General features: G+C 46.9%; 26 protein-coding genes and 2 pseudogenes. 10 read left to right on the top strand and 18 right to left on the bottom strand.

Annotation, left to right across the window (positions count from 1 at the left end; genetic code table 11):
- Positions 1-372 precede the first annotated feature (372 nt).
- A complete protein-coding gene (locus L3V45_RS18115; protein ID WP_025853637.1) occupies positions 373-2784 on the top strand; it encodes a S8 family peptidase in 2412 nt (803 codons plus the stop codon).
- Positions 2785-2825: 41 nt separating this feature from the next.
- Here L3V45_RS18115 and L3V45_RS18120 read toward each other — a convergent pair whose 3' ends face one another.
- From L3V45_RS18120 to L3V45_RS18135, 4 genes are all read right to left on the bottom strand, one after another.
- Complete coding sequence (locus L3V45_RS18120) at positions 2826-3827, bottom strand: LLM class flavin-dependent oxidoreductase (protein WP_015387532.1); 1002 nt, start codon at positions 3825-3827, stop codon at positions 2826-2828.
- A 163-nt stretch (positions 3828-3990) separates the two neighbouring features.
- Positions 3991-4740 (bottom strand): oxygen-insensitive NADPH nitroreductase, encoded by a 750-nt coding sequence (gene nfsA / locus L3V45_RS18125; protein ID WP_201489111.1) that lies wholly within the window; start codon positions 4738-4740, stop codon positions 3991-3993.
- A 103-nt stretch (positions 4741-4843) separates the two neighbouring features.
- On the bottom strand, positions 4844-6031 hold the full coding sequence (locus L3V45_RS18130; protein ID WP_003150942.1) for an FtsW/RodA/SpoVE family cell cycle protein: 1188 nt from the start codon (positions 6029-6031) through the stop codon (positions 4844-4846).
- A 201-nt stretch (positions 6032-6232) separates the two neighbouring features.
- Positions 6233-6691, bottom strand: a complete 459-nt coding sequence (locus tag L3V45_RS18135) for a GNAT family N-acetyltransferase (protein ID WP_024085944.1) — start codon at positions 6689-6691, stop codon at positions 6233-6235.
- 293 nt (positions 6692-6984) lie between these two features.
- Here L3V45_RS18135 and ywcE point away from each other — a divergent pair, with 293 nt between their 5' ends.
- Positions 6985-7245, top strand: coding sequence for a spore morphogenesis/germination protein YwcE (ywcE, locus tag L3V45_RS18140; protein WP_003150937.1), 261 nt, complete (start codon positions 6985-6987; stop codon positions 7243-7245).
- A gap of 43 nt (positions 7246-7288) precedes the next feature.
- On the opposite strand, the gene qoxD is transcribed toward ywcE, so the two are convergent.
- Genes qoxD through qoxA form a run of 4 tightly spaced genes read right to left on the bottom strand, consistent with a single transcriptional unit; the run spans position 7289 to position 11230 of the window.
- Positions 7289-7657, bottom strand: a complete 369-nt coding sequence (gene qoxD, locus L3V45_RS18145) for a cytochrome aa3 quinol oxidase subunit IV (RefSeq protein WP_003150932.1) — start codon at positions 7655-7657, stop codon at positions 7289-7291.
- A gap of 1 nt (position 7658) precedes the next feature.
- Entirely contained in the window at positions 7659-8273 is a 615-nt protein-coding gene (qoxC, locus tag L3V45_RS18150; RefSeq protein WP_003150930.1) for a cytochrome aa3 quinol oxidase subunit III, read from the bottom strand.
- Positions 8274-8287: 14 nt separating this feature from the next.
- The gene (gene qoxB / locus L3V45_RS18155; RefSeq protein WP_012118743.1) at positions 8288-10237 is read right to left on the bottom strand and encodes a cytochrome aa3 quinol oxidase subunit I; all 1950 of its coding nucleotides are present in this window, start codon (positions 10235-10237) and stop codon (positions 8288-8290) included.
- Between the two features lie 27 nt (positions 10238-10264).
- Positions 10265-11230: a cytochrome aa3 quinol oxidase subunit II gene (qoxA, locus tag L3V45_RS18160; protein ID WP_014306059.1), complete on the bottom strand. Its 966-nt coding sequence runs from the start codon at positions 11228-11230 to the stop codon at positions 10265-10267.
- A 502-nt stretch (positions 11231-11732) separates the two neighbouring features.
- Here qoxA and L3V45_RS18165 point away from each other — a divergent pair.
- Positions 11733-11978, top strand: coding sequence for a GlsB/YeaQ/YmgE family stress response membrane protein (locus L3V45_RS18165; RefSeq protein ID WP_003150926.1), 246 nt, complete (start codon positions 11733-11735; stop codon positions 11976-11978).
- A 16-nt stretch (positions 11979-11994) separates the two neighbouring features.
- Here L3V45_RS18165 and galT read toward each other — a convergent pair whose 3' ends face one another.
- From galT to L3V45_RS18185, 4 genes and pseudogenes are all read right to left on the bottom strand, one after another.
- The gene (gene galT / locus L3V45_RS18170) at positions 11995-13536 is read right to left on the bottom strand and encodes a UDP-glucose--hexose-1-phosphate uridylyltransferase (protein WP_236837139.1); all 1542 of its coding nucleotides are present in this window, start codon (positions 13534-13536) and stop codon (positions 11995-11997) included.
- Positions 13537-13618: 82 nt separating this feature from the next.
- Positions 13619-13728 (bottom strand): annotated as a pseudogene (locus tag L3V45_RS19700) (galactokinase family protein); the annotation flags it as partial.
- Between the two features lie 46 nt (positions 13729-13774).
- Entirely contained in the window at positions 13775-14161 is a 387-nt protein-coding gene (locus L3V45_RS18180; protein WP_032857211.1) for a GtrA family protein, read from the bottom strand.
- 79 nt (positions 14162-14240) lie between these two features.
- Complete coding sequence (locus L3V45_RS18185) at positions 14241-14864, bottom strand: TetR/AcrR family transcriptional regulator (protein WP_003150919.1); 624 nt, start codon at positions 14862-14864, stop codon at positions 14241-14243.
- Positions 14865-15199: 335 nt separating this feature from the next.
- On the opposite strand from L3V45_RS18185, the gene L3V45_RS18190 reads away from it, so the two are divergent.
- The 3 genes from L3V45_RS18190 (at position 15200) to L3V45_RS18200 (ending at position 16933) form a co-directional block, all read left to right on the top strand.
- Positions 15200-15361: an anti-repressor SinI family protein gene (locus L3V45_RS18190; protein WP_003150917.1), complete on the top strand. Its 162-nt coding sequence runs from the start codon at positions 15200-15202 to the stop codon at positions 15359-15361.
- Positions 15362-15578: 217 nt separating this feature from the next.
- Positions 15579-16259, top strand: a complete 681-nt coding sequence (locus L3V45_RS18195; RefSeq protein ID WP_003150915.1) for a class I SAM-dependent methyltransferase — start codon at positions 15579-15581, stop codon at positions 16257-16259.
- A complete protein-coding gene (locus L3V45_RS18200) occupies positions 16259-16933 on the top strand; it encodes a glycosyltransferase family protein (RefSeq protein WP_043867536.1) in 675 nt (224 codons plus the stop codon). Before L3V45_RS18195 ends, L3V45_RS18200 begins: the two co-directional genes overlap by 1 nt.
- A 20-nt stretch (positions 16934-16953) precedes the next feature.
- Here the strand turns inward: L3V45_RS18200 and L3V45_RS18205 are convergent, their stop codons facing one another.
- From L3V45_RS18205 to cidR, 6 genes and pseudogenes are all read right to left on the bottom strand, one after another.
- The gene (locus L3V45_RS18205; RefSeq protein WP_003150913.1) at positions 16954-17556 is read right to left on the bottom strand and encodes a DsbA family oxidoreductase; all 603 of its coding nucleotides are present in this window, start codon (positions 17554-17556) and stop codon (positions 16954-16956) included.
- An 87-nt stretch (positions 17557-17643) separates the two neighbouring features.
- A complete protein-coding gene (efeB, locus tag L3V45_RS18210; protein ID WP_032857177.1) occupies positions 17644-18900 on the bottom strand; it encodes an iron uptake transporter deferrochelatase/peroxidase subunit in 1257 nt (418 codons plus the stop codon).
- A gap of 18 nt (positions 18901-18918) precedes the next feature.
- Positions 18919-19241 (bottom strand): annotated as a pseudogene (locus L3V45_RS18215) (Efem/EfeO family lipoprotein); the annotation flags it as partial.
- A gap of 63 nt (positions 19242-19304) precedes the next feature.
- A complete protein-coding gene (gene thiE, locus L3V45_RS18220) occupies positions 19305-19979 on the bottom strand; it encodes a thiamine phosphate synthase (RefSeq protein ID WP_003150910.1) in 675 nt (224 codons plus the stop codon).
- On the bottom strand, positions 19976-20794 hold the full coding sequence (gene thiM / locus L3V45_RS18225; RefSeq protein ID WP_236837141.1) for a hydroxyethylthiazole kinase: 819 nt from the start codon (positions 20792-20794) through the stop codon (positions 19976-19978). Before thiM ends, thiE begins: the two co-directional genes overlap by 4 nt.
- Before the next feature lie 2 nt (positions 20795-20796).
- Positions 20797-21705 carry a cidABC operon transcriptional activator CidR gene (gene cidR / locus L3V45_RS18230; protein ID WP_236837143.1) on the bottom strand — a complete coding sequence of 303 codons (909 nt, stop codon included), beginning with the start codon at positions 21703-21705 and terminating at the stop codon, positions 20797-20799.
- A gap of 106 nt (positions 21706-21811) precedes the next feature.
- On the opposite strand from cidR, the gene L3V45_RS18235 reads away from it, so the two are divergent.
- The 4 genes from L3V45_RS18235 (at position 21812) to L3V45_RS18250 (ending at position 24101) form a co-directional block, all read left to right on the top strand.
- Positions 21812-22198, top strand: a complete 387-nt coding sequence (locus tag L3V45_RS18235) for a CidA/LrgA family holin-like protein (protein WP_007407725.1) — start codon at positions 21812-21814, stop codon at positions 22196-22198.
- Positions 22180-22860: a CidB/LrgB family autolysis modulator gene (locus L3V45_RS18240; protein ID WP_014306070.1), complete on the top strand. Its 681-nt coding sequence runs from the start codon at positions 22180-22182 to the stop codon at positions 22858-22860. The genes L3V45_RS18235 and L3V45_RS18240 overlap by 19 nt, the downstream gene beginning before the upstream one ends.
- Positions 22861-22989: 129 nt before the next feature.
- The gene (locus L3V45_RS18245) at positions 22990-23184 is read left to right on the top strand and encodes a YwbE family protein (protein ID WP_003150901.1); all 195 of its coding nucleotides are present in this window, start codon (positions 22990-22992) and stop codon (positions 23182-23184) included.
- A gap of 155 nt (positions 23185-23339) precedes the next feature.
- On the top strand, positions 23340-24101 hold the full coding sequence (locus L3V45_RS18250) for a MerR family transcriptional regulator (RefSeq protein ID WP_057080315.1): 762 nt from the start codon (positions 23340-23342) through the stop codon (positions 24099-24101).
- Positions 24102-24283: the final 182 nt, after the last annotated feature.

Genomic DNA, 24283 nt, shown 5'->3' on the forward strand with positions numbered 1-24283 from the left:
TGTTTGTCACAATATGAGTGAAAAAACAAACTAGTTTTCAGAAGTTTTGTTGAAAGCTGATGGAAATGACCTGAAAAATGGAAAAGCCGATAAAAAAAGTTATACACACCTTATCCCTTGGTTAAGCACAGCTTAAACACAGGGTATATCCACATATCCACAAACTCGATCTATATTTTGTATAGGAACACTCGTTCCCGACAATATATATACACAATTTTATTCAGTTATGCACAGGATTCTGTGTATAACTCCCTCCTTATTCACAGACCAATTTCCATAAATGAGTCATATGTCACAAGGATTATTTTGAATTTTCAAGAAATATATACTAGATTTCTAATTTAGATAAAGAAAAAGGGGGAAACACGATTGAAAAAAGGAATCATCCGTTATCTGCTTCCGGCTTTTGTCTTATCCTTTACCTTATCCACAAGTTCACAGGCTGCGCCGGCAACAAAACCGCAAACTCCTGATCTTGAGAAGGCTGAGGTATTTGGTGACATTGATATGACCACCGGCAAACAAACGACAGTCATCGTCGAGCTGAAGGAAAAGTCACTGGCGGAAGCAAAGGAACTCGGCAAAGCACAGACAAAAAGCAAGCTGAAAAGCGAACGCTCAAAAGTAAAAAAGAAAGCGCTCAAAACCATTAAACACGGAAAAATCAACAGGGAATATGAGCAAGTGTTTTCCGGCTTCTCCATGAAACTCCCGGCAAATGAAATTCCGAAACTGCTGAGTGATCAGGATGTCAAAGCGGTTTATCCGAACGTCACCTATCATACCGATCAGCTGAAAGATAAAGACATCACCCTATCTAAGGATGCCGTGTCTCCGCAGATGGATGACAGCGCGCCTTATATAGGGGCAAATGACGCGTGGAAGCTCGGCTATACGGGGAAAGGCGTCAAGGTGGCCATTATTGACACCGGTGTCGAATATAAACACCCTGACTTAAAGAAAAATTTCGGACAATATAAAGGATACGATTTTGTGGATAACGATTACGATCCTGAAGAAACGCCGTCCGGTGATCCGAGAGGCGCGTCGACTGACCACGGAACCCATGTCGCGGGCACGGTAGCGGCAAACGGAACGATTAAAGGCGTAGCGCCGGATGCTACACTCCTTGCCTACCGTGTGCTCGGTCCGGGCGGAAGCGGAACAACGGAGAACGTCATCGCCGGTATTGAACGCGCCGTACAGGACGGAGCGGATGTCATGAACCTTTCTCTCGGCAATTCTGTGAATAACCCAGACTGGGCGACAAGCACGGCGCTTGACTGGGCGATGTCAGAAGGCGTCACGGCCGTTACATCAAACGGAAACAGCGGGCCGAACAATTGGACCGTCGGCTCTCCGGGAACGTCCAGAGAAGCTATCTCCGTCGGAGCGACACAGCTGCCGCTGAACGAGTACGCCGTCTCCTTCGGTTCCTATTCCTCAGCGAAAGTAATGGGGTACAACAAAGAAGATGACATAAAAGCACTGAATAAAAAAGAAACAGAGCTCATAGAGGCGGGTATCGGCGAGCAAAAGGATTTTGAAGGCAAAGATCTGAAAGGAAAAGTCGCAGTCGTCAAACGGGGCAGCATCGCCTTTGTGGATAAAGCAGACAACGCCAAAAAAGCGGGCGCGATCGGTATGGTTGTGTATAACAATGCCCCGGGAGAAATTGAAGCCAACGTACCGGGCATGTCCGTGCCGACGGTTAAGCTTTCATCAGAAGACGGCGAAAAACTCGTCAGCCAATTAAAAGCGGGCGGCACAAAAGCGACATTCCATTTATCCGTGGCTAAATCGCTCACTGAACAAATGGCAGACTTTTCGTCACGCGGTCCGGTTATGGACACGTGGATGATTAAACCTGACGTCTCCGCTCCCGGCGTAAACATCGTCAGCACCATTCCGACCCATGATCCGGCCGACCCGTACGGCTACGGATCGAAGCAGGGAACGAGCATGGCTTCCCCGCATGTAGCCGGCGCAGCTGCCGTCATCAAGCAGGCCAAACCGAAATGGAGCCCGGAACAAATAAAAGCCGCTCTCATGAACACGGCGGAAACCTTAACGGACGCGGACGGTGACGTATACCCGCATAATGCGCAAGGCGCCGGAAGCATCAGAATCATGAAGGCGATCAAAGCAGACTCCCTTGTCGCCCCGGGAAGTTATTCTTACGGAACGTTTATGAAAGACAAAGGCAATGAAACGAAAAAAGAAACCTTTACGATTGAAAACCAATCGTCCATCAGAAAATCATATCAGCTCGAGTACTCTTTCAACGGCACGGGCATTACCGTTTCGGGCACAGACCGGGTCGTGATCCCCGCTCATCAAACCGGAAAGGTCAATGCGAAAGTAAAGGTCAATGCCAAAAAAGTAAAGGCAGGCACCTATGAGGGAACCGTCACAGTGCGTGAAGGCGGAAAAACAGTCGCAAAAGTGCCGACGCTGCTGATTGTAAAAGAGCCGGACTATCCGCGCGTAACGTCAATCGACGTACAGGAGGGCACAACGCAGGGAACCTACCAAATTGAAACCTATCTTCCGGCTGGAGCCGAAGAGCTTGCCTTCCTTGTATATGACAGTAATCTTGACTTTGTCGGCCAAGCCGGCATCTACAAAAAGCAGGATAAAGGCTATCAATATTTCGACTGGAACGGCAAAGTCAATGGTGACACCGCACTGCCGGCAGGAGAATATTATATGCTGGCCTATGCCGCGAACAAAGGGAAATCAAGCCAGGTGCTGACTGAAAAACCTTTTATCATTGAATAACCGAACAACCCTGCTGGAGCATCAGCAGGGTTTCTTTCTGATTAATCGGCAAAAGCTTCTCGAAGCAGACGGTATGACTGAAGTTTATCTTCAAAATGATGTGTAATGGTTACAGCCATCACTTCTTCTGTTCCGTATGCTTTACTGAGAGCCAGAATCTGTTCTTTCACTTGCTGCTTCGTTCCGATGATCATCCGATTCCGATTATCGGCAATTCGTCTTTGTTCATACGGTGTATACGTATTGCCGCGGACGGTTTCGTAAGACGGTACGCCGTGAAGCGGAATCCCCTGTTCACCCGCAAGCAGCGTATAATCCATGACAGCCGCGAGTTCCTCCGCTTTCTCCTCCGTATCCGCGCACAGCACAAACACCGCCACGGCCGTTTTTGGTTCTTTTCCTAATAGAGAAGGTTTAAATCTGCGCTTATATTGTGCTGTCGTGCTCTCTCCGCCTTCTCCATTAATAAAATGGGCAAACATATAGCCTGCTCCCATTTCTGCGCTCAGAAGCGCGCTTTCCCCCGAAGAACCGAGAAGCCAGACTTCCGGCGCCGTCTTAATAAGGGGTGATGCGGTCAGATTCGGAAAACGGTGATTGTCATCAGCTGCATCATGCAAATACATCGCCAGCTCACGAAGCTGCTGCGGATATTGATCAGCATTACGCTTCCCGCCGTCATTCAGCGCCCATGATGCGATCGGCATTCCGCCCGGCGCTCTCCCTAATCCGAGATCGATTCTGCCCGGCGTCAACCCTTCGAGCACGCGGAAATTCTCCGCCACTTTATATGCGCTGTAATGCGGAAGCATCACACCGCCTGATCCTACCCGAATGTCATTCGTTTTCGCCGCAATATGGCTGATCAGCACTTCAGGGCTTGAGCCCGCCAACCGCTCTGAAAAATGATGCTCTGACACCCAAAACCTCTTATATCCGAGCTTTTCCGCCTCCTGCGCCAATCTTACTGTATTCCGCAGTGCACTTTCCGCAGAACACCCTTCTGATACAGGAGATTGATCCAATATACTTAATGAAATCATCACTGTCACCTCATCAACATCGTACCACTGCTAAGCCGTTTTTTCTTTCTGTATGCTTATCAGCATCCCTGATGATAAACATTTATATACCTTGTTCCATTTTGTCGAAATATGTTACACGTGAAACATAAAAAAACCTCTCCCGGTCAGGAGAGGTTTTTTCTTAATTCTTTTGAAAACCTTTATCTTTTACATATTGATTTAAATAGGTTCTCGGTTTTTGTTTCATGAACTGCAGGATTTGATCAGACCACGTTTCAACCCGCTTGCCGTTTGTCCGTTTATCATAATAATCGGAAATGGTTTCATCATATTCCTTCATATAACTGCGGAAGTTTTCTTCATTCGTATCGTACGTGTTTTCATGATATACGGCTTGTTTCGGCAGGCGCGGCTTTTGACCGGACGGATGAGCGGGATGACCGACTACCAAGCCGAACAGCGGCAGCACATGGTCAGGTGTACCAAGCACTTCTGTCACCTGATCAAGTTCATTTCGAATGCCTCCGATATAACAAATGCCGAGTCCCATTGATTCCGCGGCAACACTTACGTTTTGTGCGGCAAGTGCGGCATCAATGATGCTGACCATAAACATTTCCGTATTCTCAAGAAGCTCGGTAATGTTTTCTCCTTTTTCCTCAGCAAGTTTTTTATGGCGGTACAAATCAGCGCAAAACACAAACAAGTGCCCGTTATTTTCGACGTAAGGCTGGTTTCCGGCCAGTTCCGCCAGCTTCCGCTTTTTCTCCTTATCGGTTACGCCGATGATGGAGTAAGCCTGCACGTAACTGGACGTTGACGCCGCCTGGGCGCTTTTCACTAATGTATCTATCTCTTCTGCTGTCAGAAGCTCGTCAGTAAATGATCGGATCGACCGATGATTAAGTATGGTTTCGATGGTATTGTTCATATATAAAGCCTCCTTCTCTATATATCATATCCGAAAGAGTATCATGCCAAAAGCGAAATGCTCTAAACAAAAAAAGACAGCCCGAAAAACGAGCCGTCTCACATTAAGAATTGAACAAGTAGCTTTTATATTTCGTCAGCTGCACACTTGCGTTATATACGATCCCGAAGCTGATTAATGTAGAAAGCACCGAGCTCCCCCCATAGCTGACAAACAGCAGCGGAATACCGGTAACCGGCATAATGCCGATATTCATCCCGATGTTCTGGAAGGTGTGAATCACGATAAGTGCAGTAAATCCTACGCAAAAAAACGCACCAAATCGGTTAAACGCATGCAAGCGGTCAATCAGCACCACAAGCCTGTAAATTAAAAAGAAAAACATGACAACCGCAATGGCGCAGCCTAAAAATCCAAAACTTTCACCCAAAATCGCAAAGATAAAGTCGGTCTGTCCCTCAGGTACGTACACTTTCAGATTATGAACGCCGTTTCCGGTAATGCCGCCCGATCCGATCGCCATAACGGCCTGATCCACCTGCCAGCTTTTATCGCTCTCGGCCTGAGTCGTTGCCGCACTGGAGTCAGACATCCACGATGTAATCCGGTTAATTTGATAATCCGCAATACCGATCGAATTCGCCACATGGGGAAATTCAATTACAAGCACTAAGAATAGGCCAAGCACAAGCGCGGCCGAACCGCCGATGATGGTGATCAGCTTCCAGTTTACACCTGACATAAACACCATCACCATAACGATAAACAGACAGATCGCACCCGTTCCGGCATCCTGCAAAACGATCATCCCAATTGGAATAACCGTCCATGCCGCAATTTTCAAAAGCAGATTGACATCTTCCCGAAGTGATCTTTGATCTTTCGGGCCCGCCTTCGATATAATGGACGCGACCATCATCATAATTCCTATTTTCGTAAACTCAGAGGGCTGGAGGGTAAAGCTGCCGATTTGAAACCAGCTCTTCGCTCCGTTTTTGATCGGCGCGATGGATTCCGGCGCCACACGCAAAAGGAGCAGCGACAGCACGCCGGCAATCAATACATACAGACTCAGTTTCTCAAGCTGCTCTAAATCAAAGTACAGCAATAATCCGATGAATCCCGCACCTATAACATAGAAGACAATCTGTTTCATCCAGGCACTGCCTCCATACTGCCCGAACTGTCCGGCCGCATAAATCGCCGCAACACTAATTATTAAAAACACACCAAATATAAAAATCAAATCCCCCTGATAATAGGGATTTTGCTGTTTCTTATATCGACTCATTCTATCCCGCCTTACATTTTCATCGGAAGTCACTATTGTTTATTATACATGAACACCGTTCAAGAAAACATGATGAGGTTGCTTCCTTTTTATTTTTTACGGTTTGGGGACTACACGACATATGACGTGTCAGAAAAGGAAATGTTTCGGTCATGATGAAACTTTTCCGATAAAAAACCCCTTCTCGTCAGAAAAGGGGTTTCAGTCTATGTTTAACGTCATAAACAAGCTGTTCGGGTCCTCTTTATAATGTGCAAACGGATCACAATATTGAAACCCTGCTTTTTCATACAGGCGTCTGGCGGGGAGAAAAGCCTCCATAGAACCGGTTTCTAAGCTGATCCGCTGATAGCCCCGCCGCCTTGCTTCTTCAAGCATATGGCGGAGGATCCGGTTGGCTGCGCCTTTTCTGACATGATGCGGAGCCGTTTTCATTGATTTGATCTCACCGTGCCGGCTGTTTAGCTCCATTAAGGCGCCGCAGCCGAGCAGGACGCCGTTTTCCCTCGCACTCCAAAACGTAACGTCAGGCTGACGCAGCCGGTCCGCATTGAGCGCGTGTATACTTTCCGGGGGAGAATGCATGGTCATGCTCTTCAGATGCTCCTGCAAAAGCGCAATGACGTCCGGCGCTGTGACATCGTCTTTTGTTATGTCCACTTCAAAACCACCCTTGCTGTGCATGTTTTCTTTGAACATAGCAAAGGTTCACAGCCTGCGCCATTCCCTTGTCCGGAAATGTGACAGGGTATTTGACCTTTCCGGTTTCTTGTACCTATCCAAAAATGAGGCAATAGTTGCAATACATTTCTCGAAAAAGCGGTATCAAAAATTGGAAAACATGGTATAATAATTGTAACAAAATGTTCAAAAAACGACCACAAAACAGACACATTTTATTCTCTGTATTTCATTTTGGAAACGCTCCCATAAAATGAAAGGAGACATGTAAGATGGACATGTTTTTTGCTTATTTACTGGTCGCAAGCGCAACACCCCTCTTTATCTGGCTGGATAACAAAAAAGTCGCTCTTTCGGCCATACCGCCAATTATTCTCATGTGGGTTTTCTTCTATTTTTACGCAACCAGCAGCCTGTCCCCTCTCGGCCACACACTCATGATCATCCTGTTTGCCGTCAACGTCATCGTTGCCCATATCGCCGCCTTTATCATTTACGGCCTTCCGCGCCTGCGCCGGAGAAGAAGCCAATAAAGGCACAAAAAACCCTCTTCGCCTGAACGAAGAGGGTTTCTTTTTATTCCTGATGTTCGGAATGTTGCTTCGCACCGCCAGGAGGGTTTCCATCCATATGGTCACCGTGATGGTAGTGCGCCGCAAAGATCCAGATGGAACCAAGGATGATAACAATCGCTCCGAAAAATCCGAAGAGCGTGTTTCCGACTTGAATCCCGCCGTTTTCGCTTTCTGTCATGTGCATGAACATGAGAAGCTGAAGACCGGCTTGGATAAATGCGAATCCGAAAATGATCCACAGTTTTGCTGATGAGCTTAAATCCGTATATACCGCAACCCAAAGGGCCAGCAGGGTCAGAATAATAGACAACGCAAAACCTACGATATGCTTCCACGGAAAGTGGCTGTGTTCAGCAGATTTGTTTGCCATATTATAGTCCCCCCAATCCGATGAGATAGACGCCTGTAAAGATGAAGATCCAAACAACGTCTAAGAAGTGCCAGTATAAACTTGAGATAAAGATTTTTGAAGACGTCTGCGGCGTTAATCCGCGTTTCTTCAATTGCAGTAAGATGCCGGCAATCCAGAAGATACCGATCGTTACGTGCGTTCCGTGCGTTCCCAGAAGGACGAAGAATCCAGACCAGAAAGCACTTGTACCGAGAGATGCTCCTTCATGTACATAGTGGATGAACTCGTTAAGCTCACATCCGACGAAGCCCGCACCGAGAAGAAGCGTAATGATCGTCCAAATGACGACGCCTTTTAAACTTCCGCGACGCATTTCATGAACAGCGATCCCGCAGGTGAAACTGCTGATCAGAAGCAGGAATGTCATGATCATGACAAGCTTCACTTCAAATAATTCAGCCGGTAAGACTCCTCCTGCTGTTCTTCTTTGAAGAACGAAGAAGGTTGCAAATAGTGTTGAGAACAACACAATCTCTGCCCCTAAAAAGATCCAAAACCCGAGAATATTGAGTCTGCCGGTTTCAGATTGATATTCCATAGGCGCGTTAGAATTGCCGTGTTCTGCATGTTCCATAAATCACGCCTCCTTTATTCGGAAATCTTTCTTTCCGTCTCTTTTATTTCTTCAACAGGTATATAGTAGCCATTGTCATATTCAAATGAACGAAGCACCATGCAAAGCAGAATGCCGATCAAGCCGACAATGCCCATCCAGAACCATTCAAATACAAGCCCGAAGCCTGCAATACCGAACGCCACTGACATAATAAGCGGTCTTCCGGAGTTGTGCGGCATATGGATTTTCTTGAACTTGCTTTCCGGATGAATATCCGTTTTGTCTTCTTTCAATTGCAGGTACGCATCTTGAGATTTCACTTCTGGAAGCACCGCAAAGTTGTAATGCGGCGGAATCGCAGATGATGTCGCCCACTCAAGCGTACGTCCCACGCCCCATGAATCTCCGCTGATCTCGCGAGTAGAGTAGCGGAAGCTGTAGTAGATGTTGTAGCAAAGGATTAAGAATCCGACACCCATCATGAAGGCTCCGACAGTTGAAATAAAGTTCAATGCAGTCCATCCGTCATTCGGTCCGTAAGTGTAAATACGGCGAGGCATACCTTGCAGCCCCAAGAAGTATTGAGGGAAGAAACATACATTAAATCCGATCATAAAGATCCAGAAGAACCATTTTCCGATTCTTTCGTTCAGCTTGTGGCCGAACATTTTCGGATACCAGAAAATAAATCCTGCGAAACATGCAAATACCGTACCCGCGATCAGCACATAGTGGAAGTGAGATACGAGGAAGTACGTATTATGGTATTGATAATCCGCTGCAGCCATCGCAAGCATAACCCCTGTTACCCCGCCGACAACGAAGTTCGGGATGAACGCGAGCGCCCACAGCATCGGTGTTGTAAAACTGATCCGGCCTTTATACATCGTAAAGAGCCAGTTAAAGATTTTAACCCCGGTCGGAACCGAAATCGCCATCGTTGTAATCGAGAAGAAAGAGTTAACGGACGCACTGTTCCCCATTGTGAAGAAGTGGTGGGTCCATACAAGGAAACTCAGGACGGAAATGGCGATAATTGAGCCGACCATCGCTTTGTAACCGAATAACTGCTTTCTTGCAAACGCTGAAATAATTTCAGAGAAAATACCGAATGCCGGTAAGATAACGATATATACTTCAGGGTGTCCCCAAATCCAGAACAAGTTAGCCCAAAGCATCGGCATACCGCCGGCTTCCAGCGTGAAAAAGTGGGCGCCGAACAAACGGTCAAATGATAACAGCGCCAATGCCACTGTCAAAACAGGGAAGGCGAATACGATAATAACCATTGTAATCAGCGTCGTCCATGTGAACATCGGCATACGCATCAGCGTCATGCCTTTTGTACGCATTTTCAGGATCGTCACCATAAAGTTGATACCCGTCATCAGCGTACCGATACCGGCAATCTGAAGACCGAGCAGGTAGAAGTTCTCACCAGGCCCGGGACTCATGTCGTTGCTTGCCAGCGGCATGTAACTCGTCCATCCTGCGTTCGGAGAACCTCCGATAACGAAAGAAATATTGAAAAGCATCGCACCTACGAAGAACGTCCAGAAACTCAGGTTGTTCAAGTAAGGGAATGCTACGTCGCGCGCACCGATCTGCAAAGGTACGACAACGTTGATCAGACCGATTAAAAACGGCATCGCCATGAAGATAATCATGATCGTACCGTGAGTCGTAAAGATCTCATTATAGTGGTTTGAGTCTAAAAAACTGTTATTAGGAAGCGCTAACTGGGCGCGCATCATCAAGCCGTCGACCCCGCCGCGGAACAGCATGATAACAGCAGAGATAATGTACATGATTCCAAGTTTCTTATGGTCTACAGACGTCAGCCATTCAGACCAGAGCCATTTCCACTTTTTGAAGTATGTGAGTACAACGATGATAGCGATAGTGGAAAGCGCAATGGAAACTTGTGCGCCCAGAATTAATGGGTCACCTGTTACAAAAAATTCATCCCATCTCAATTTCATTCGGGCTTCCTCCTTTCTTGTTCAATTTCAATCTTGTTTATCGTCGGATACTTTAAATTCGTTTTTCTTTACATCTTCCCACGGGTCTGTTTTAGAGTGCGGTGATACGGCTTTGTAGCCAAGGCGTTTGCGCGCCTCCATCGCATATTCGGCATCTTGGCCGTGGTCAACGTATTTTAAGTGTGTAGAAGAGAACGTTAATTTTCCGACATTCTCCGGAAGCATCAGTTCGTCATACTTCTCTTTCGTCAGCTTTGGAGAATCGCTTTGGGCTTTTTTCACCCAGCTGTTAAAGTCTTTTTGCGTAACAGCTTTTACGTTGAATTTCTGGTCGGCAAAGTGTTCACCGGTGAAGTTCGCGTTGCGGCCTTCATATGTTCCCACTTTGTCAGCCTGTAAGTATTGATCCATCAGCATTCCCGCCATCGCGTATTTTTGTCCCCCAAGCTGAGGAATCCATAGCGATGCCATTGAATCTGCTGAAGAAATTTTAAATAAAACCGGACGGTCTACAGGAATGTTCAGGTAGTTAACCGTCTCAATATCCTGCTCAGGGTAGCTGAATACCCATTTCCAGTCTACCGAAGTAGCATAAACAACAAGAGGCTCTTTATCCTTTGTCGCTTCAGGCGCTTTTTCTAACGAATATATCGTCTGTACGGTAGGCACAGAAAGTGCAATAACAATTAAAATTGGGATCACTGTCCAGACTACTTCTAAGAACGTGTTGCCGTGCATCTCGGGCTTGTAATTTCCGCTGTCTTTGCCTTTGCGGTCGCGGTATTTCACTAAAATGATTGTAAATAGTACGAATACGACGCCGACAATGAACAGCATAAATCCGATTGACAAGAGAATCAGATCTTTCTGCTGGTCTGCTACAGGTCCTTTCGGATCTAAAACGGAAATGTCGCTGCATCCGCCCAGTACGAAAACAACAGCCAACATCGCTAATAAAAGTAACGGTTTAAATGCTCTGAACAAGAAGATCACCATCCTTCCTATTGATGTAGTGAATCTGAAATGTACTTTCTCAAAATCTTTTCTCTATCTACCTTGTTATGCTATCAAAATCTGCCCTTATTAGCTTTATTTTTTTCTAAAGTTCATCTTTTTTTCGACCTAATGTCACAAAATCGTCAAAAAATGCATGAACTTTTTCCACTTGCGTAAATCAAACATAAAAAGTTTTAGATCATTTAGCATATATAGAGAAAAAAGATAGCGAGAACGAATAATACCAAATAAAGGTTTACCATAATAAAAATCGCTGGTCAACAAAAAGTTTCATTTTGTTAAACATTCTACAAAAGAATTATTTTTTCCTTTGCTCACACCTTTTCACACGGTTTCCATTTTAACGCAACGCATTGTGAAAAAAAAGACCGGAACGCGCCTTGATATGTTCATTATAAAAAACGCATTCATATGTTTAATATGGACAAAACGAAGGAAACATATAGGCATAAATAATAAAAAATAGGAAGTGATATTTATGGGTTTTATCGTATCTCTGATTGTCGCTATTATTATCGGCTGGATCGGAAGTTTATTTGTAAAAGGCAGTATGCCCGGGGGAATCATCGGGTCAATGATCGCCGGTCTGATCGGCGCATGGATCGGGCACGGACTGCTCGGCACATGGGGTCCTCACCTTGCCGGCTTTGCCATCATTCCGGCAATCATCGGAGCTGCGATCGTGGTATTCTTATTCAGCCTGATCGCCAGAAGCAGAGGATAAAAAAAAGCCTCGTCCCTTATGGGATGGGGCTTTTTTCCGGTAGAGCGCCCAAATGACGGATAAACCGCCGGAAAGCCGCTCTACCTTCTTCTGTCTGTTTAAAGACGCCGGCATGCTCCAGTATCCGCGCAAAGGCATGGCCGATTTCCTCTTTCAGAATCTGTTCCGCATTTTCTTTCGTTACCTTCCGCTTATGCAGCACACTGAGCGCCCAATCTTTATGCTTTGCCGCAGAAGGGTCTGCCGTTAAGACCGCCTCCGGGTCCGGTGAGCACAGCGCTTCAGCCGTGTATTTCATTTCTTGTTCAAGGCGGCCCGGCAGAATCGCAAGCCCCATTACCTCAATCAGTCCGATATTTTCTTTTTTCAGGTGATGAACTTCCTGATGGGGATGAAAAATTCCCAGCGGATGCTCATCAGAGGTGCGGTTATTTCTGAGGACGAGATCTAATTCGAATAAACCGTTTCTCCGCCTGGCAATCGGCGTAATTGTATTGTGCGGTGTTTCTCCTGAACAGGCGAGGAGATCAGCCGCCTCATCGGAATAACCGTGCCATGCCCGCAGGATGGCATCCGCCGCGCCGGAAAGCTCAGACGCGCTCTCGCTTTGCAGGCGGATGACCGACATCGGCCACTTCACAATTCCCAGCACCGTTTTCGGATAGTCAGGCAGCCTGTACCGGCTTTCTGTCTCCGCCAGCGCCATCGGGAATTCATAATGGCCCCCCTGAAAATGGTCGTGGCTTAAAATACTGCCGCCGACGATCGGCAGATCAGCATTGGAACCGAGAAAATAATGAGGATACTGGCTGACGAACGACAGCAGCCGGTCAAACGTTTTTTTGCTGATCTTCATCGGTTCGTGCCGGTCTTTCAAAACGATGCAATGCTCCCGGTAATACACATACGGAGAAAATTGCAGAAACCACTGCTCATCGCCGAGAATGACCGGAATGACACGAAGGTTTTGACGCGCCGGGTGATCCGGTCTCCCCTCGTACCCGACATTTTCTTTACAAAGAACACATCCCGGATAATCGGATTGAGGCTGCTCTTTGGCAGCGGCAATTGCTTTCGGATCTTTTTCCGGTTTTGAAAGGTTGATCGTGATGTCCAGCTTTCCGTAAGCCGTCTCAGCCGTCCACCCGACATTCCGCTGTATTCTGTCCGAACGGATATAATACACATCCTCTGAAAATCGGTAAAACGCCTTTGTCGCCTGCTCCGGTCCGTGCACCGCCTTTGTTTCTTCAAAACGACGCACAATCTCGGACGGCTGCGGGGCAAAGCAGCCCATGATCTTCGCGCTCAGCAGGTCGCGATAGGTGTCTGTATCGGCTGCAATCCGGCCCGTTTCTGCCGCCCATTCATAAATCGGGGCCAATATGTCCGGCAATGATGCCGCCGATTCATTTTCTTTCTGTTCTGAAGCCTCCGGATGGGTAATATGCAAAGTTTCATATAAACGGTTTCTTGTATATTCAATATCAAGAAATGAAATCAGCTCTTTTTGCAATCCGTACCGGATTAAACGTTCCACGTGCCGCTCAATTGCCATCGTCATCCCCCTTTAGTTCTCTCGCTCCGATATCCGCCGTGTAAAAGTCAGTTTCTCCCTGTCTTCTCCTCATAGCGGCCCCCGTTAGCTCTCCGATGAGATTCACTCTGCCGGGCGCAAAGAAAAAGCGCAGGTCTCGGGCTCCCCGAATACATCAGCAAACGCTTTCTTTATTTTGCGCTTCAAACGCATCCCCCTCCACCATTACACTTTCCCCCCGGGACGCGGAAAGAAACGGTTATGACACGCCTTCTTCTTTCGCTTTTCTGAAGACAATCCACTTGCTGGCCGCATAGTTGACGACTACAATAATGACGTTATCGGCGATTTTCGCCAATGTTTCGTTCATATGAAATTGACTGACCAGAAGAATCATCATGGCGAGATCGATGGCGAGAGACAGTACCCGCACGCTGAAAAAGGCCGTTAATTCTTTCATCAGACTCCGCATCCCCGCGGTCTTTTGCTGAAAGACATACCGTTTATTCGTAACATAAGCAAATAGAACGGACAGAATCCAAGCGGCGACAGTCGCCGCCTTGTAATCCATCTCAAATGCCGACGTCAGAATGTAAAAACTGACGATATTCACGATGGTCGTGAATATCCCCATAATGATATACATCATAATTTCTCTGTAGCGCATGGCAGTTCCTCGCTTTCTGAAAGACTTTTCTAAACCTTTTGTCAAATCAAGAAGAACGTTACCCTGATTTTCTGCCGCTGACAAAAACATAGAGCGCGTCAAACATGCTGCGGAAAGTAACCGGCCTTCCCAGCACATTGGATTGCTTAATCATCCCGTCGATGAGCGCGCACATCATGTTAGCGGTATGCTCGGTATCTATATGGTCTTCTATTAAATTTCTCGATTTGAGCCAATTTATGTACATGGTGCTTTCTTCTATCCATAACTTATACAGGCGGATATAAGCTTCATATTCACTGACGACTTTGTAAGTAGGCATATGAACGGCAAAAGACACAACATTCCAGGCAGGCTTGCTGTTTACAAACCGCATCAACAGGCTGGCCGCGCTGGCCGCGGCTTCACAAAGCGTCAACGGCCGCTCTGTTTGCTTTTCTAATTCGTCGAGATAGCCAGTGATGATCCTTTTTTTAATCTGACGCCTCTCTAACAAATGCTTCAGAAAATCTTCCTTGCTTTCAAAATGAACGTAAAACGCCCCTTTGCTGAAACCCGCCGCTTTACTGATGTCATCGATTGAGACTGAATCGTAAGCTCTTTCAATCAGGAGATGAAGGCCTGCGTCAATAAAACTTTCAAATGTTTCTTCTCTCTTAATTTGAAATTTGTTTTTTTTCATTTTTTACCCCAGCTGTTTGATCATTCACTTTATCTTACACCGAATCATTCTTTTGCGGTATTTTTTATGCAAAAAGAATATGCTAATCGACGTTTTGAGGGTAAATGTTAATAGGTCATATGGTTTATTTTTATTTGCATACTATCCAGTCAGTATTTATTTGTTTATTATTATATGTAAGAATTCTTGAAGGATTTTGGTTATTTCAGTCATTTTCTTAGGGAATAGGTAGGTGAATTCATCTTCAATTTGGGATTACCGGCCAACTATGTGTGATATTTGTTATACATTGGCTGCTGTAGCTGGGCAAATCAATTTTTCAATTGGAGGTTCTTATGAAAACTCATGTAATGAAAGATATAGATCAAGATTGGCAATTGTTAATTCAAGAGGCTAGAATCATGGGTTTGCACATTGACGATGTGAGGCGCTTCTTAAATACTGAAAAAGCGGTGAAGAAAAAAACACCAATGAAAAACACCATCCGCCAGCGGTAAGATTACAGGCGGATCCTTTTACTATATGACCTGCCACAGTCCGCCCGCACCCGAGTTTTCAAAGGAACACCCGCAATAAGAGGGGAATCAGAGAACAAACCGTATACCGGACAACCATTCCCGTCCGCATTCCGCAATTGAACAGCCAAACATGGTGATATGAGATCCCCCCGCTGCATATCTTGTGTATTATGCCCATTTATGAGGTGATACACAGATGGATACGAATCCCTATTATGATGAAAAACAACAGAACTACTACGAAGGCCTGAATCCTTATTTATTGAACAAAATAGACGAAAACTGGCGGACAGTGCTTGATGTCGGCTGCGGCACGGGCAATTTAGGAGCGGCGATCGAAGACCGCGGAATAACGGTTTACGGCATTGAAGCGTATCCCGAAGCCGCAAAAAAGGCGGAAAGCAAATTGAGCCACGTGCTTTGCGGCGACATTGAATCCGCCATTCTTCCGTACGAATCAGAGCAATTCGACTGCATGCTGTTCGGAGACGTTCTTGAGCATCTTATCGACCCGTGGACAGTGCTGAAAAAGCTTCGTCCTTATGTAAAAAAAGACGGCACGGTGCTTGCATGCATACCGAATGTCGGCCACATCTCAGTCGTGCTGGAGCTTTTAGCCGGCAAATGGACTTACAGTGACGCCGGATTAATGGATCAGACCCACCTGCGTTTTTTTACCCGGGAAGAGACTCTTTCATTATTTAAAGCCGCCGGCTATGAGGTCAAACGCATTGAGGCGATCCGCGTTGATCACCCTTCTTACCACAAAGCCATCGCATCATTGCACGAAGTATGCGTACAGCTTGGCATAAGGCATGACTTTATGACAGAAGCATCGGCCTATCAATATGTGATTGAGGCCGAGAGGAGCATGTAATGGATTCACATTCATTTCTGTTTGTCGTCTGTGTGAATGATGAGTCGCTGTACTCCCGGTGCAAGAGCCATATCATGCAGCTTACCGTCCCCCCTTCATACTCCGTTGATATCATGCCGATATACGATTCAGCAAGCATGGCCTCGTCCTACAACAAAGCGCTGAAACACCCCTCCAAATATAAAATTTATCTGCATCAGGATACTTTTATCATTCATCAGCATTTCCTTCATGACATGCTTCATATCTTTCAATCTCATCAGGAGCTCGGCCTTCTCGGTGTCGCCGGCTGCAAAACCCTGCCGCCGAACGGCATTTGGTGGGAAAGCGGACAGCGGATGGGAAAAGTGATTGAATACCGGGGGAATGCTTATCACCCGCTGGATTTTGAGCACGGTGATGAAGACGGCCTGTTTACGCCCGCTGACGCCATTGACGGCTTGTTAATGGCGGCTCAATATGACGTGGAGTGGCGGGAGGATTTGTTTCGCGGCTTTCATTTTTACGACACATCACAGTCGCTCGAATTTCAAAAACACGGCTATCAAGTCGGCGTCGCCTGCCAGAAAGACCCTTGGTGCCTTCATTTTTGCGGCGACTCATTTGACGCCGCGGCATATGAAGCGGACAGACAAACATTTATCAAACACTATATGGCAAAACCCTCTCGCTGATCGAGAGGGCTTTTTTCGGGTTAACGTTTATTCAGTTCCCGCTCAATGATTTGTTCAAAGGTTTCCTTTCCCGCCGCGCCAGGGATTCTCTCATCGCCGATGATAAACGTCGGCACTGCCGTAATGCCGGCTTCCTCATAAGCATGGCGGAGCGCTTCCCGCTGTACGTCCTTGTACGCTCTTGTCTCAAGCGCCTCTTTGAAGGCAGCGCCGTCAAGTCCGGCTTCTTCCGCAAGCTTTGTCAGCACGCCAACGTCACCGATATTTTGTTCTTCCTGAAAGAACGCCTGAAAAACGCGTGTATGGTATTCGCTTCCTTTCCCGTGTTCCTTTGCGAAATGAAAGCCTTCAAATGCCAAATCCGTGTAAGGATGCGGTGACACGCGGGGGAACGTGATTTCAACGCCTAACGACTGCGCCATCGGCTCAATGGAGTTTTTCCACATCTGCCGCTTGGCGGGATCATTCACCGGATCAAGTTTCGGCGAGGGGCTCGGACGCAATTCAAACGGCATCCATTCCACCTGTACGTCCTTGTCCTTGATTGCTTCTTCAAACGCCGCTTTGCCGACATAGCAAAACGGACATACATAATCAGAATATACTTTAATCTGCAGTGTCATTGTAAGTCTCCTTTCCTTATCATTTTAAGTTGTAACTTTTATAGTTACAAGTGTTTTTTTAAAAAAACACCCTCCATATGGAAGGTGTCACGATTCCAGCAGCCTTTGGGCGATATATTCTCCTTTTTTACAGCCGCCGGGACAGGCGAATAAGGAAGAGCCGATCGTTTGTGTGTATTCATTCAGCGCATCCTTTGCCGCCAAAGCCTTCAGCATCGGGACAAATTGGCGGTCCGGGTCTTTTTGAAAGCAGATAAACAACAGGCCTGCGTCAACATAGCCCGTCTTCGGATCAATTCCGTCCGTATAGGAAAATGCCCGGCGCAGAATCTGTCTGCCGGTTGATTTTGCCACGCTGACATGCGAGTCGGCGGGAATTTGATTCAGCTTCACGGGATCGGTTTCCTTTTTTTGTCCGAAAGGCGCGCCCGAGCTTTTCACCCGCCCGAACGTGTCCTCTTGTTCCTTCAAGGATGAACGGTCCCATATATCTAAAAACATCTTAATTTTCCTAAACGCCATGTACGTGCCGCCCGTCATCCAGTCCGGCTCTCCTGATTGAATCCAAACGATCGAATTCATCAGGTTTTCATCCTTCGTGCTTTGGTTGCCGGTGCCGTCTTTGAATCCGAAGAGGTTGCGCGGTGTTTCTCCGTTTTTTCCGCCGCTTAAGAAACCTTTATTGAGAAAGCGGACTTCACACACACCCGATGCCTGTTTCATCAGGTTGCGCACCGCGTGAAACGCCGTTTGTTCATTATCCGCGCAGACCTGTATGACGATATCACCGCCGCCTTGTTTCTTATCGAGCTTGTCGTTAGGCATCGGCGGAATATCGGCGAGGTGCTTCGGTTTTTTATCTTTCAGTCCGAAGCGGTCCTTCCCGTCTTTCTCGAAAAACCCGGGGCCGAAGCCGAAGGTAACGGTCAAATTCGCCGGTGCCAGATCCTGCGACTCCCCGGTATCCTGCGGAGGCATATATTTATTTTTCTGTTCGCCTGACGGGACGGCGCCTGAAGTCAGCAGCTGCGTCAAGCTTGTCCATTGTTTGAAAAGGGAGATGACATCGGCTTTGTCGCTTGACATAACATCAAGCGCCGCAAAATACACATACGTCTGATGCGCCGTTGTGATTCCTGCTTGGTGCTTTCCGTAAAAAGGAACGATTTGATCACGATCACGTTTTTCATCATTCTTCTTTGAAGCGGTGGCCGCCGGTTTGAAGAGCGGCGCGAGTCCTCCGAGGCCGCTCGCTCCGACAGCGACGGCTGCGCCCGCGACGGCGCCCCACTTCAGGACATCCCGTCTGTGGATCTGTTTTTCCTTGTTATGTTCATCGCTCATGCTGTGTCTTAACTCCTTTTAAAGCACATCGGCAATCTTCGACATGGTTTCAGAAAGGGCCGTCAGCTTCGTGCTTATCTCTCTGATTTGATCTGTACTTAATGTATCACAAGACGTATACGATTGATCGCACGTTTTGTATTTCGACATCAAAACTTCAAATTCGCTGAATTCCGCATTAAGTTTTTCCGTGACCTCGAAATGGTCTCTCACTGCGCGCTATTCACTGTTTTATAGAGGGCTTTTGAGCCTGCGGTGATTGGTTCAGGCGTCACTTTGAGAGAAGCGATAGAGCCGTCAAACGTTTCGGTCGATATTGCAAGCTTGATTGCTCTGTTCTTGGCATACGGCTTATATTCCCCCAGTCCGTCACGCCTTTTTGCGCACACAGAAAAAGGGCCGCCCTATCGGGACAGCCCTGCTTTGGAGCGCCGAATTTCCTCTGAAAACTTCCGCGCCGCCGCTTTTGGATCTTCGGCTTGGCTGATGGCGCTGATCATGCTGACGCCGTCTGCACCCGCTTCAATGACGGGCGCCGCGTTGTCAGCCGTAATGCCGCCGATTCCTACAATCGGAATGGTGATGCCCTGACGCCGTACCTCTTCAATCAATGTAACGCCCTGCACGGCTTCAGCATCTTTTTTTGTTTCGGTCGGATAGACCGGGCCCATTCCGACGTAATCGGCTCCGGCTTCTTCCGCCCGCTTCACCTCGGAGACGTTATGTGCTGACACACCGAGAATCATATCGCCGATTGCCGCTCTCGTTTCTTCGGCGTCTGCGTCATCCTGTCCGATATGCACTCCGTCCGCCTCAAGGCGCAAGGCCAATTCGACATCATCATTAATGATGAAAGGAATCCCGGCCTGCCTGCAGACATCCTGCACCCGCTTTGCGAACAGGACACGTTCATCCCCTGTTAAAGAACCGCTCCCCTTTTCCCGAAATTGAAAAAGCGTAGCGCCGCCCTCAATTGCTTTTTTCACCACGGAGACCGGGTCTGCGCTTGTATTGTTTGATCCCATAATAAAATAAACCGATAACATATCCTTCATCATTTCCCGAGAAATACGCGTCATTTTTCTGTCACCCTTTCAATTGCGGCAAGCTCAGCCGCTTCTTGTTCTGAGATGCTTGCCAGCTTGTTTAAAAGCTCAATCTGGAAGCTGCCCGGCCCCTTATGGGAGGTGTCCAAAGCGGCAAGCTGAGCGGCGCTTCCGTATACAGAAACGGCTGAAACGGCCGCTTGCAGAACGTCCTGCCCCGCTGCGCAGAAGGCTCCGATTACAGACGTCAGCAGGCATCCCGCCCCCGTCACCTTCGTCAGCAGTTTATCACCGTTATGTACGGCGTATGTGTCGGTGCCGTCGGAGATGACGTCGGTTTTTCCGGTAATCGCAATGACCGTCTTCAGCCCGCTTGCAGCCGTCTTAGCGAGCTGAACCACATCTCCTCCGGCTTCCCCCGCATCCACGCCTTTTATCTTCCAATCAGGGGCGCCGGCAATATTGGCAATTTCCGCGGCATTTCCGCGAATAACGGACAAGCGGACCTCCTGTATGATCTTGCGGGCTGATGCCGTCCGAAACGGCGTGGCGCCGGCGCCTGCCGGATCAAAAATGACCGGAACACCGTTTTCATTGGCCGATTTTCCGGCTGCGATCATAGCTTCAACCGATGCCGAGCTGAGGGTGCCTATGTTCAGGACGAGCGCTCCGGCGATTTTCGCCATGTCGGCGGCCTCCTCAATTGCATAAGCCATAACGGGCGATGCGCCGAGCGCGAGCAGTCCGTTAGCGGTGAAGTTCGTGACGACATTATTGGTGATACTGTGAACGAGCGGGTTTTGATCCCGCACTTTACTCAAGTGTTGAGCTGCGGTTTGTGCGTCCATGCTTAATCATCCTTTTTTCTCTTTTTCGGATTCCATAAATACGATTTCGTATGCTCCAGCCAGGCTCTGGCGGCAAAGGACATATAGCGGTCCTTCCGCCAAATGATGGCTAAATGCCACGGAATGACCGGATGAACGAGCGGAATGGTTCTGACTTTGTCAGGATCAAGACCGCGGCAGATTCTTTCCGGCAGCAGGCCGATACCGAGATTGGCGGATACCATTTCGCTGATAAAGTCCCACTGTGACGTTTCATAAATGACATGCGGCCTGAATCCGGCTTTCACGCATTCCGTCATAATTCGATTATGAAGGACAAAATCCTCCCTGAAAAATATGAACGGCTCTTCTTTCAATTCATGAAGACTGCATTCTTTCTCGTCAGCGAGCCGATGTGACGGATGGACGACAAGCATAAGGGTTTCCTTGACGATTGTGAAGGTATGAAAAATCTCTTCATTCGCGGGAAGCACGACGACCCCGATATCAAGCGAGCCGTCCTCCACCCCTTGCTGCACTTTAATAGAGCCGTCCTCAACAAGCTGAAACGTCACATCGGGGTATGTGACGCGGAAGTCACCGAGCACTCTCGGGAAAAAGCCGGACCCGATCATCGGCGGAAGACCGATGCGGACGTGCCCTTTCTTCACTTCCATAATATCGTTCAGCTCTGACGTCAGGTTTTGGAATGACTTTGTGATTTCCTGCGCCTGCACATACATGCTCTGCCCGGCGTCAGTCAGTTCAACTTGCCGGCCATTGCGGTAAAACAGTTTAATGCCGAGCTCCGTCTCCAGGTTTTTAACCATTTTTGAGATTGTCGGCTGTGAAACATACAGAGACTGTGAAGCCTTCGTAAAGCTTTTCAAACGGGCCACTTCCAAGAAATACGTTAAGTGCCGGATATCCATTACATTTCATCCTTTCTATAGACAAAAGGAATACACATTATTCTTTATATGTATTTTACCTATAGCAAAACCTTCTGTACAATATAAATATAAGGGAGGCATCATTATGAAAAAATTGCTGCTTACCGTTATTCAAATCGCTCTGCTGTTTATATTTGCGCGTCTGATCAATTGGGTCACGGCGGCTCTTCATATAAATATTCCCGGCAGTATAATCGGGATTGTGATTCTTTTCACATTATTGCATTTCAAGATTATCAAACTTGAATGGATTGAGCTTGGCGCAGCATGGCTCCTCGGTGAGCTGCTGCTGTTTTTCATCCCGTCTGCCGTCGGAGTGATTGAATACGGAGATATTATGTCTAAATTCGGCGTAAGCATTTTACTTGTCGTCGTCATCAGCACATTTGTCGTGATGGTTTCAACAGGTACGCTTACACAGCTGATAGCAAAAAGAAAGGAGAAAAAACAAACGTGTTCATCGGAATCATAAGTTTATTCTTAACTGTCTTAGTATATTTGGGCGCGAAAAAACTCTACATTCGTTTTCCGCGGGTGTATACGTCGCCGCTTCTGATTACGCCCGCTGTTTTGGTCGTCCTGCTGCTTCTTGTCAATGTCCCGTATCAGACATACAATCTCGGCGGCGGACTGCTGACCGATATGCTTCAGCCGGCAACAGTGGCGTTCGCCATCCCGCTTTATAAATATTTCCCGATTTTAAAGAAATACGCCGTGGAAATTATTTTGAACGTAGCGGTCGGTTCATGTATCGCCATTCTGTCAACAGCCTTTATCGCAAAATGGTTCAATCTCGGCAGCAGCTTAGTCGACAGTCTCGTGCCGCGATCCGTGACGACGCCGATTGCCATGAACGTTTCAGAAATGATCGGCGGGATGCCGGCCGTTACAGCGGTTTTCGTCATTTTAACGGCTTTATTGGGAACGATCATCGGGCCGATGGTCATCCGCTATTTCCGCATTGATAACGAAATTGCCCGGGGCGTGCTGCTCGGAACTAGCGCGCACGGAGCGGGAACATCTAAAGCATTTGAGCTCAGCTCCGTATCAGGAACGATCTCAAGCGTGTCCATGATTCTCGCCGCGATTATGACACTGTGCGCGGCCCCGATTTTGCTTTCGTTTATGTCATAAAAGACTGCTCCTTACAGAGCGGTCTTTTTTTAGTTGCCATAAAGAATTGATTTGTCTGTCCTTCATAAAAAGACGAAAACACGATATGATAAGACATGAAGTGAAAAGACTGAAGAACGGATGTGTCATATGAACGGCCAGCAGCGAAGCAGCATCAGAAAAGGACTTGAAGTCGATATCGTCCTGAAAGCCGATCAGCGTTCAGGAAAGCTGACAAGAGGAATCGTGAAGGATATTTTGACGAACTCAAGCTTCCACCCGCGCGGCATTAAGGTCCGCCTTGAAGACGGGCGAATCGGCCGGGTGCAGCACATTATTGAATAGAAAAAAGCCGGAGCTTCACGCCCGGCTTTTTTTCTTTAATTTCAGCAATGAAATCCTCATATGTTCTCCCTTTATATACAAAAAATTTTTAACCAACTATTGACTCTTACGTTGCGTAATACTTTAGAGTAGCCATTAAGGAGGCGGCAAACGTAATGGGTATGAAAGTAAAAGAAGTAGCTGACCTGATTGGAGTAAGCATACGCACTCTCCATCATTACGATCAAATTGGATTATTGACTCCTCAGGAAACGACCGATTCCGGTTATCGGCTTTATTCTGAAGAGAATCTTGAACAGCTGCAGCAGATACTATTTTTCAAGGAGCTCGATTTCTCCTTAAAAGAGATTAAAGAAATCATTACTAATCCTTCATTTAACCGAAGGGAAGCATTCATTTTACAAAAGAAAATGTTGATTGAGAAACGGAATAGAGTCGATAAGATGATTGAAACCATCGATAAATCAATCAAACATATGATGGGAGAGATTTGCATGACGAACAAAGAGCGGTTTGAGGGAATTAACTTTAATGATAATCTTTATGAGCAAGAAGCCCGCAAACGGTGGGGTGATCAACCTGTCGATAAGGTAAATATTAGATTGAAAAACATGACTGATGGTGAGCAAAAAGATTTATCTGATAAGTGGACTGCAATGTTCAATAAATTTGCACTCCTTATTAACCAATCTCCCGATTCCCCAGACGTACAAACAGCTATCAAAGAGTGGTTTGATTTTCTCAATGAAAATTTTGGTGAATATTCTTTTGATGCCTTTTACGGATTAGGTCAACTCTATATTGAAGATGAACGCTTCACTAAGAACATCGACCGGTATGGTGAAGGGTTGGCGAAGCTCATGAGTGATGCCATTACAATTTATATAGATACTCAAAAAAAGGGTGGTGCCCATTAAAATCATTATCGAGGATACAATTGGGCGGAGGGATTAGTGAGGCCACTTTACTCGGCACAGATGAGATACTAAGTAATAGCGGTTTTTTTCTTTAAACAGTAAGATATGAAGATTATTTTGTCCCGTATTAAAGCGATGGAAGAGGGTTTTCTTTTCCCCCTCTTTCCACGCTATAAATGATA

The sequence above is a fragment of the Bacillus sp. R45 genome (assembly GCF_021729365.1).
GTDB classification, from domain to species: Bacteria; Bacillota; Bacilli; order Bacillales; family Bacillaceae; genus Bacillus; species Bacillus velezensis.

What these genes read in the sequence shown, in the direction of transcription:
- L3V45_RS18130 (WP_003150942.1), bottom strand. Translation starts at nt 6,031, where the DNA reads ATGAGTCGATATAAGAAACAGCAAAATCCCTATTATCAGGGGGATTTG.
- thiM (WP_236837141.1), bottom strand. Translation starts at nt 20,794, where the DNA reads ATGGACGCACAAACCGCAGCTCAACACTTGAGTAAAGTGCGGGATCAA.
- nfsA (WP_201489111.1), bottom strand. Translation starts at nt 4,740, where the DNA reads ATGAACAATACCATCGAAACCATACTTAATCATCGGTCGATCCGATCA.
- L3V45_RS18205 (WP_003150913.1), bottom strand. Translation starts at nt 17,556, where the DNA reads ATGACACTGCAGATTAAAGTATATTCTGATTATGTATGTCCGTTTTGC.
- L3V45_RS18190 (WP_003150917.1), top strand. Translation starts at nt 15,200, where the DNA reads ATGAAAACTCATGTAATGAAAGATATAGATCAAGATTGGCAATTGTTA.
- efeB (WP_032857177.1), bottom strand. Translation starts at nt 18,900, where the DNA reads ATGAGCGATGAACATAACAAGGAAAAACAGATCCACAGACGGGATGTC.
- L3V45_RS18250 (WP_057080315.1), top strand. Translation starts at nt 23,340, where the DNA reads ATGGGTATGAAAGTAAAAGAAGTAGCTGACCTGATTGGAGTAAGCATA.
- L3V45_RS18245 (WP_003150901.1), top strand. Translation starts at nt 22,990, where the DNA reads ATGAACGGCCAGCAGCGAAGCAGCATCAGAAAAGGACTTGAAGTCGAT.
- galT (WP_236837139.1), bottom strand. Translation starts at nt 13,536, where the DNA reads ATGGCAATTGAGCGGCACGTGGAACGTTTAATCCGGTACGGATTGCAA.
- L3V45_RS18180 (WP_032857211.1), bottom strand. Translation starts at nt 14,161, where the DNA reads ATGTATATCATTATGGGGATATTCACGACCATCGTGAATATCGTCAGT.
- cidR (WP_236837143.1), bottom strand. Translation starts at nt 21,705, where the DNA reads ATGGATATCCGGCACTTAACGTATTTCTTGGAAGTGGCCCGTTTGAAA.
- L3V45_RS18185 (WP_003150919.1), bottom strand. Translation starts at nt 14,864, where the DNA reads ATGAAAAAAAACAAATTTCAAATTAAGAGAGAAGAAACATTTGAAAGT.
- thiE (WP_003150910.1), bottom strand. Translation starts at nt 19,979, where the DNA reads ATGACGCGTATTTCTCGGGAAATGATGAAGGATATGTTATCGGTTTAT.
- L3V45_RS18195 (WP_003150915.1), top strand. Translation starts at nt 15,579, where the DNA reads ATGGATACGAATCCCTATTATGATGAAAAACAACAGAACTACTACGAA.
- L3V45_RS18235 (WP_007407725.1), top strand. Translation starts at nt 21,812, where the DNA reads ATGAAAAAATTGCTGCTTACCGTTATTCAAATCGCTCTGCTGTTTATA.
- qoxC (WP_003150930.1), bottom strand. Translation starts at nt 8,273, where the DNA reads ATGGAACATGCAGAACACGGCAATTCTAACGCGCCTATGGAATATCAA.
- qoxD (WP_003150932.1), bottom strand. Translation starts at nt 7,657, where the DNA reads ATGGCAAACAAATCTGCTGAACACAGCCACTTTCCGTGGAAGCATATC.
- L3V45_RS18120 (WP_015387532.1), bottom strand. Translation starts at nt 3,827, where the DNA reads ATGATTTCATTAAGTATATTGGATCAATCTCCTGTATCAGAAGGGTGT.
- L3V45_RS18165 (WP_003150926.1), top strand. Translation starts at nt 11,733, where the DNA reads ATGGGTTTTATCGTATCTCTGATTGTCGCTATTATTATCGGCTGGATC.
- ywcE (WP_003150937.1), top strand. Translation starts at nt 6,985, where the DNA reads ATGGACATGTTTTTTGCTTATTTACTGGTCGCAAGCGCAACACCCCTC.
- L3V45_RS18200 (WP_043867536.1), top strand. Translation starts at nt 16,259, where the DNA reads ATGGATTCACATTCATTTCTGTTTGTCGTCTGTGTGAATGATGAGTCG.
- qoxB (WP_012118743.1), bottom strand. Translation starts at nt 10,237, where the DNA reads ATGAAATTGAGATGGGATGAATTTTTTGTAACAGGTGACCCATTAATT.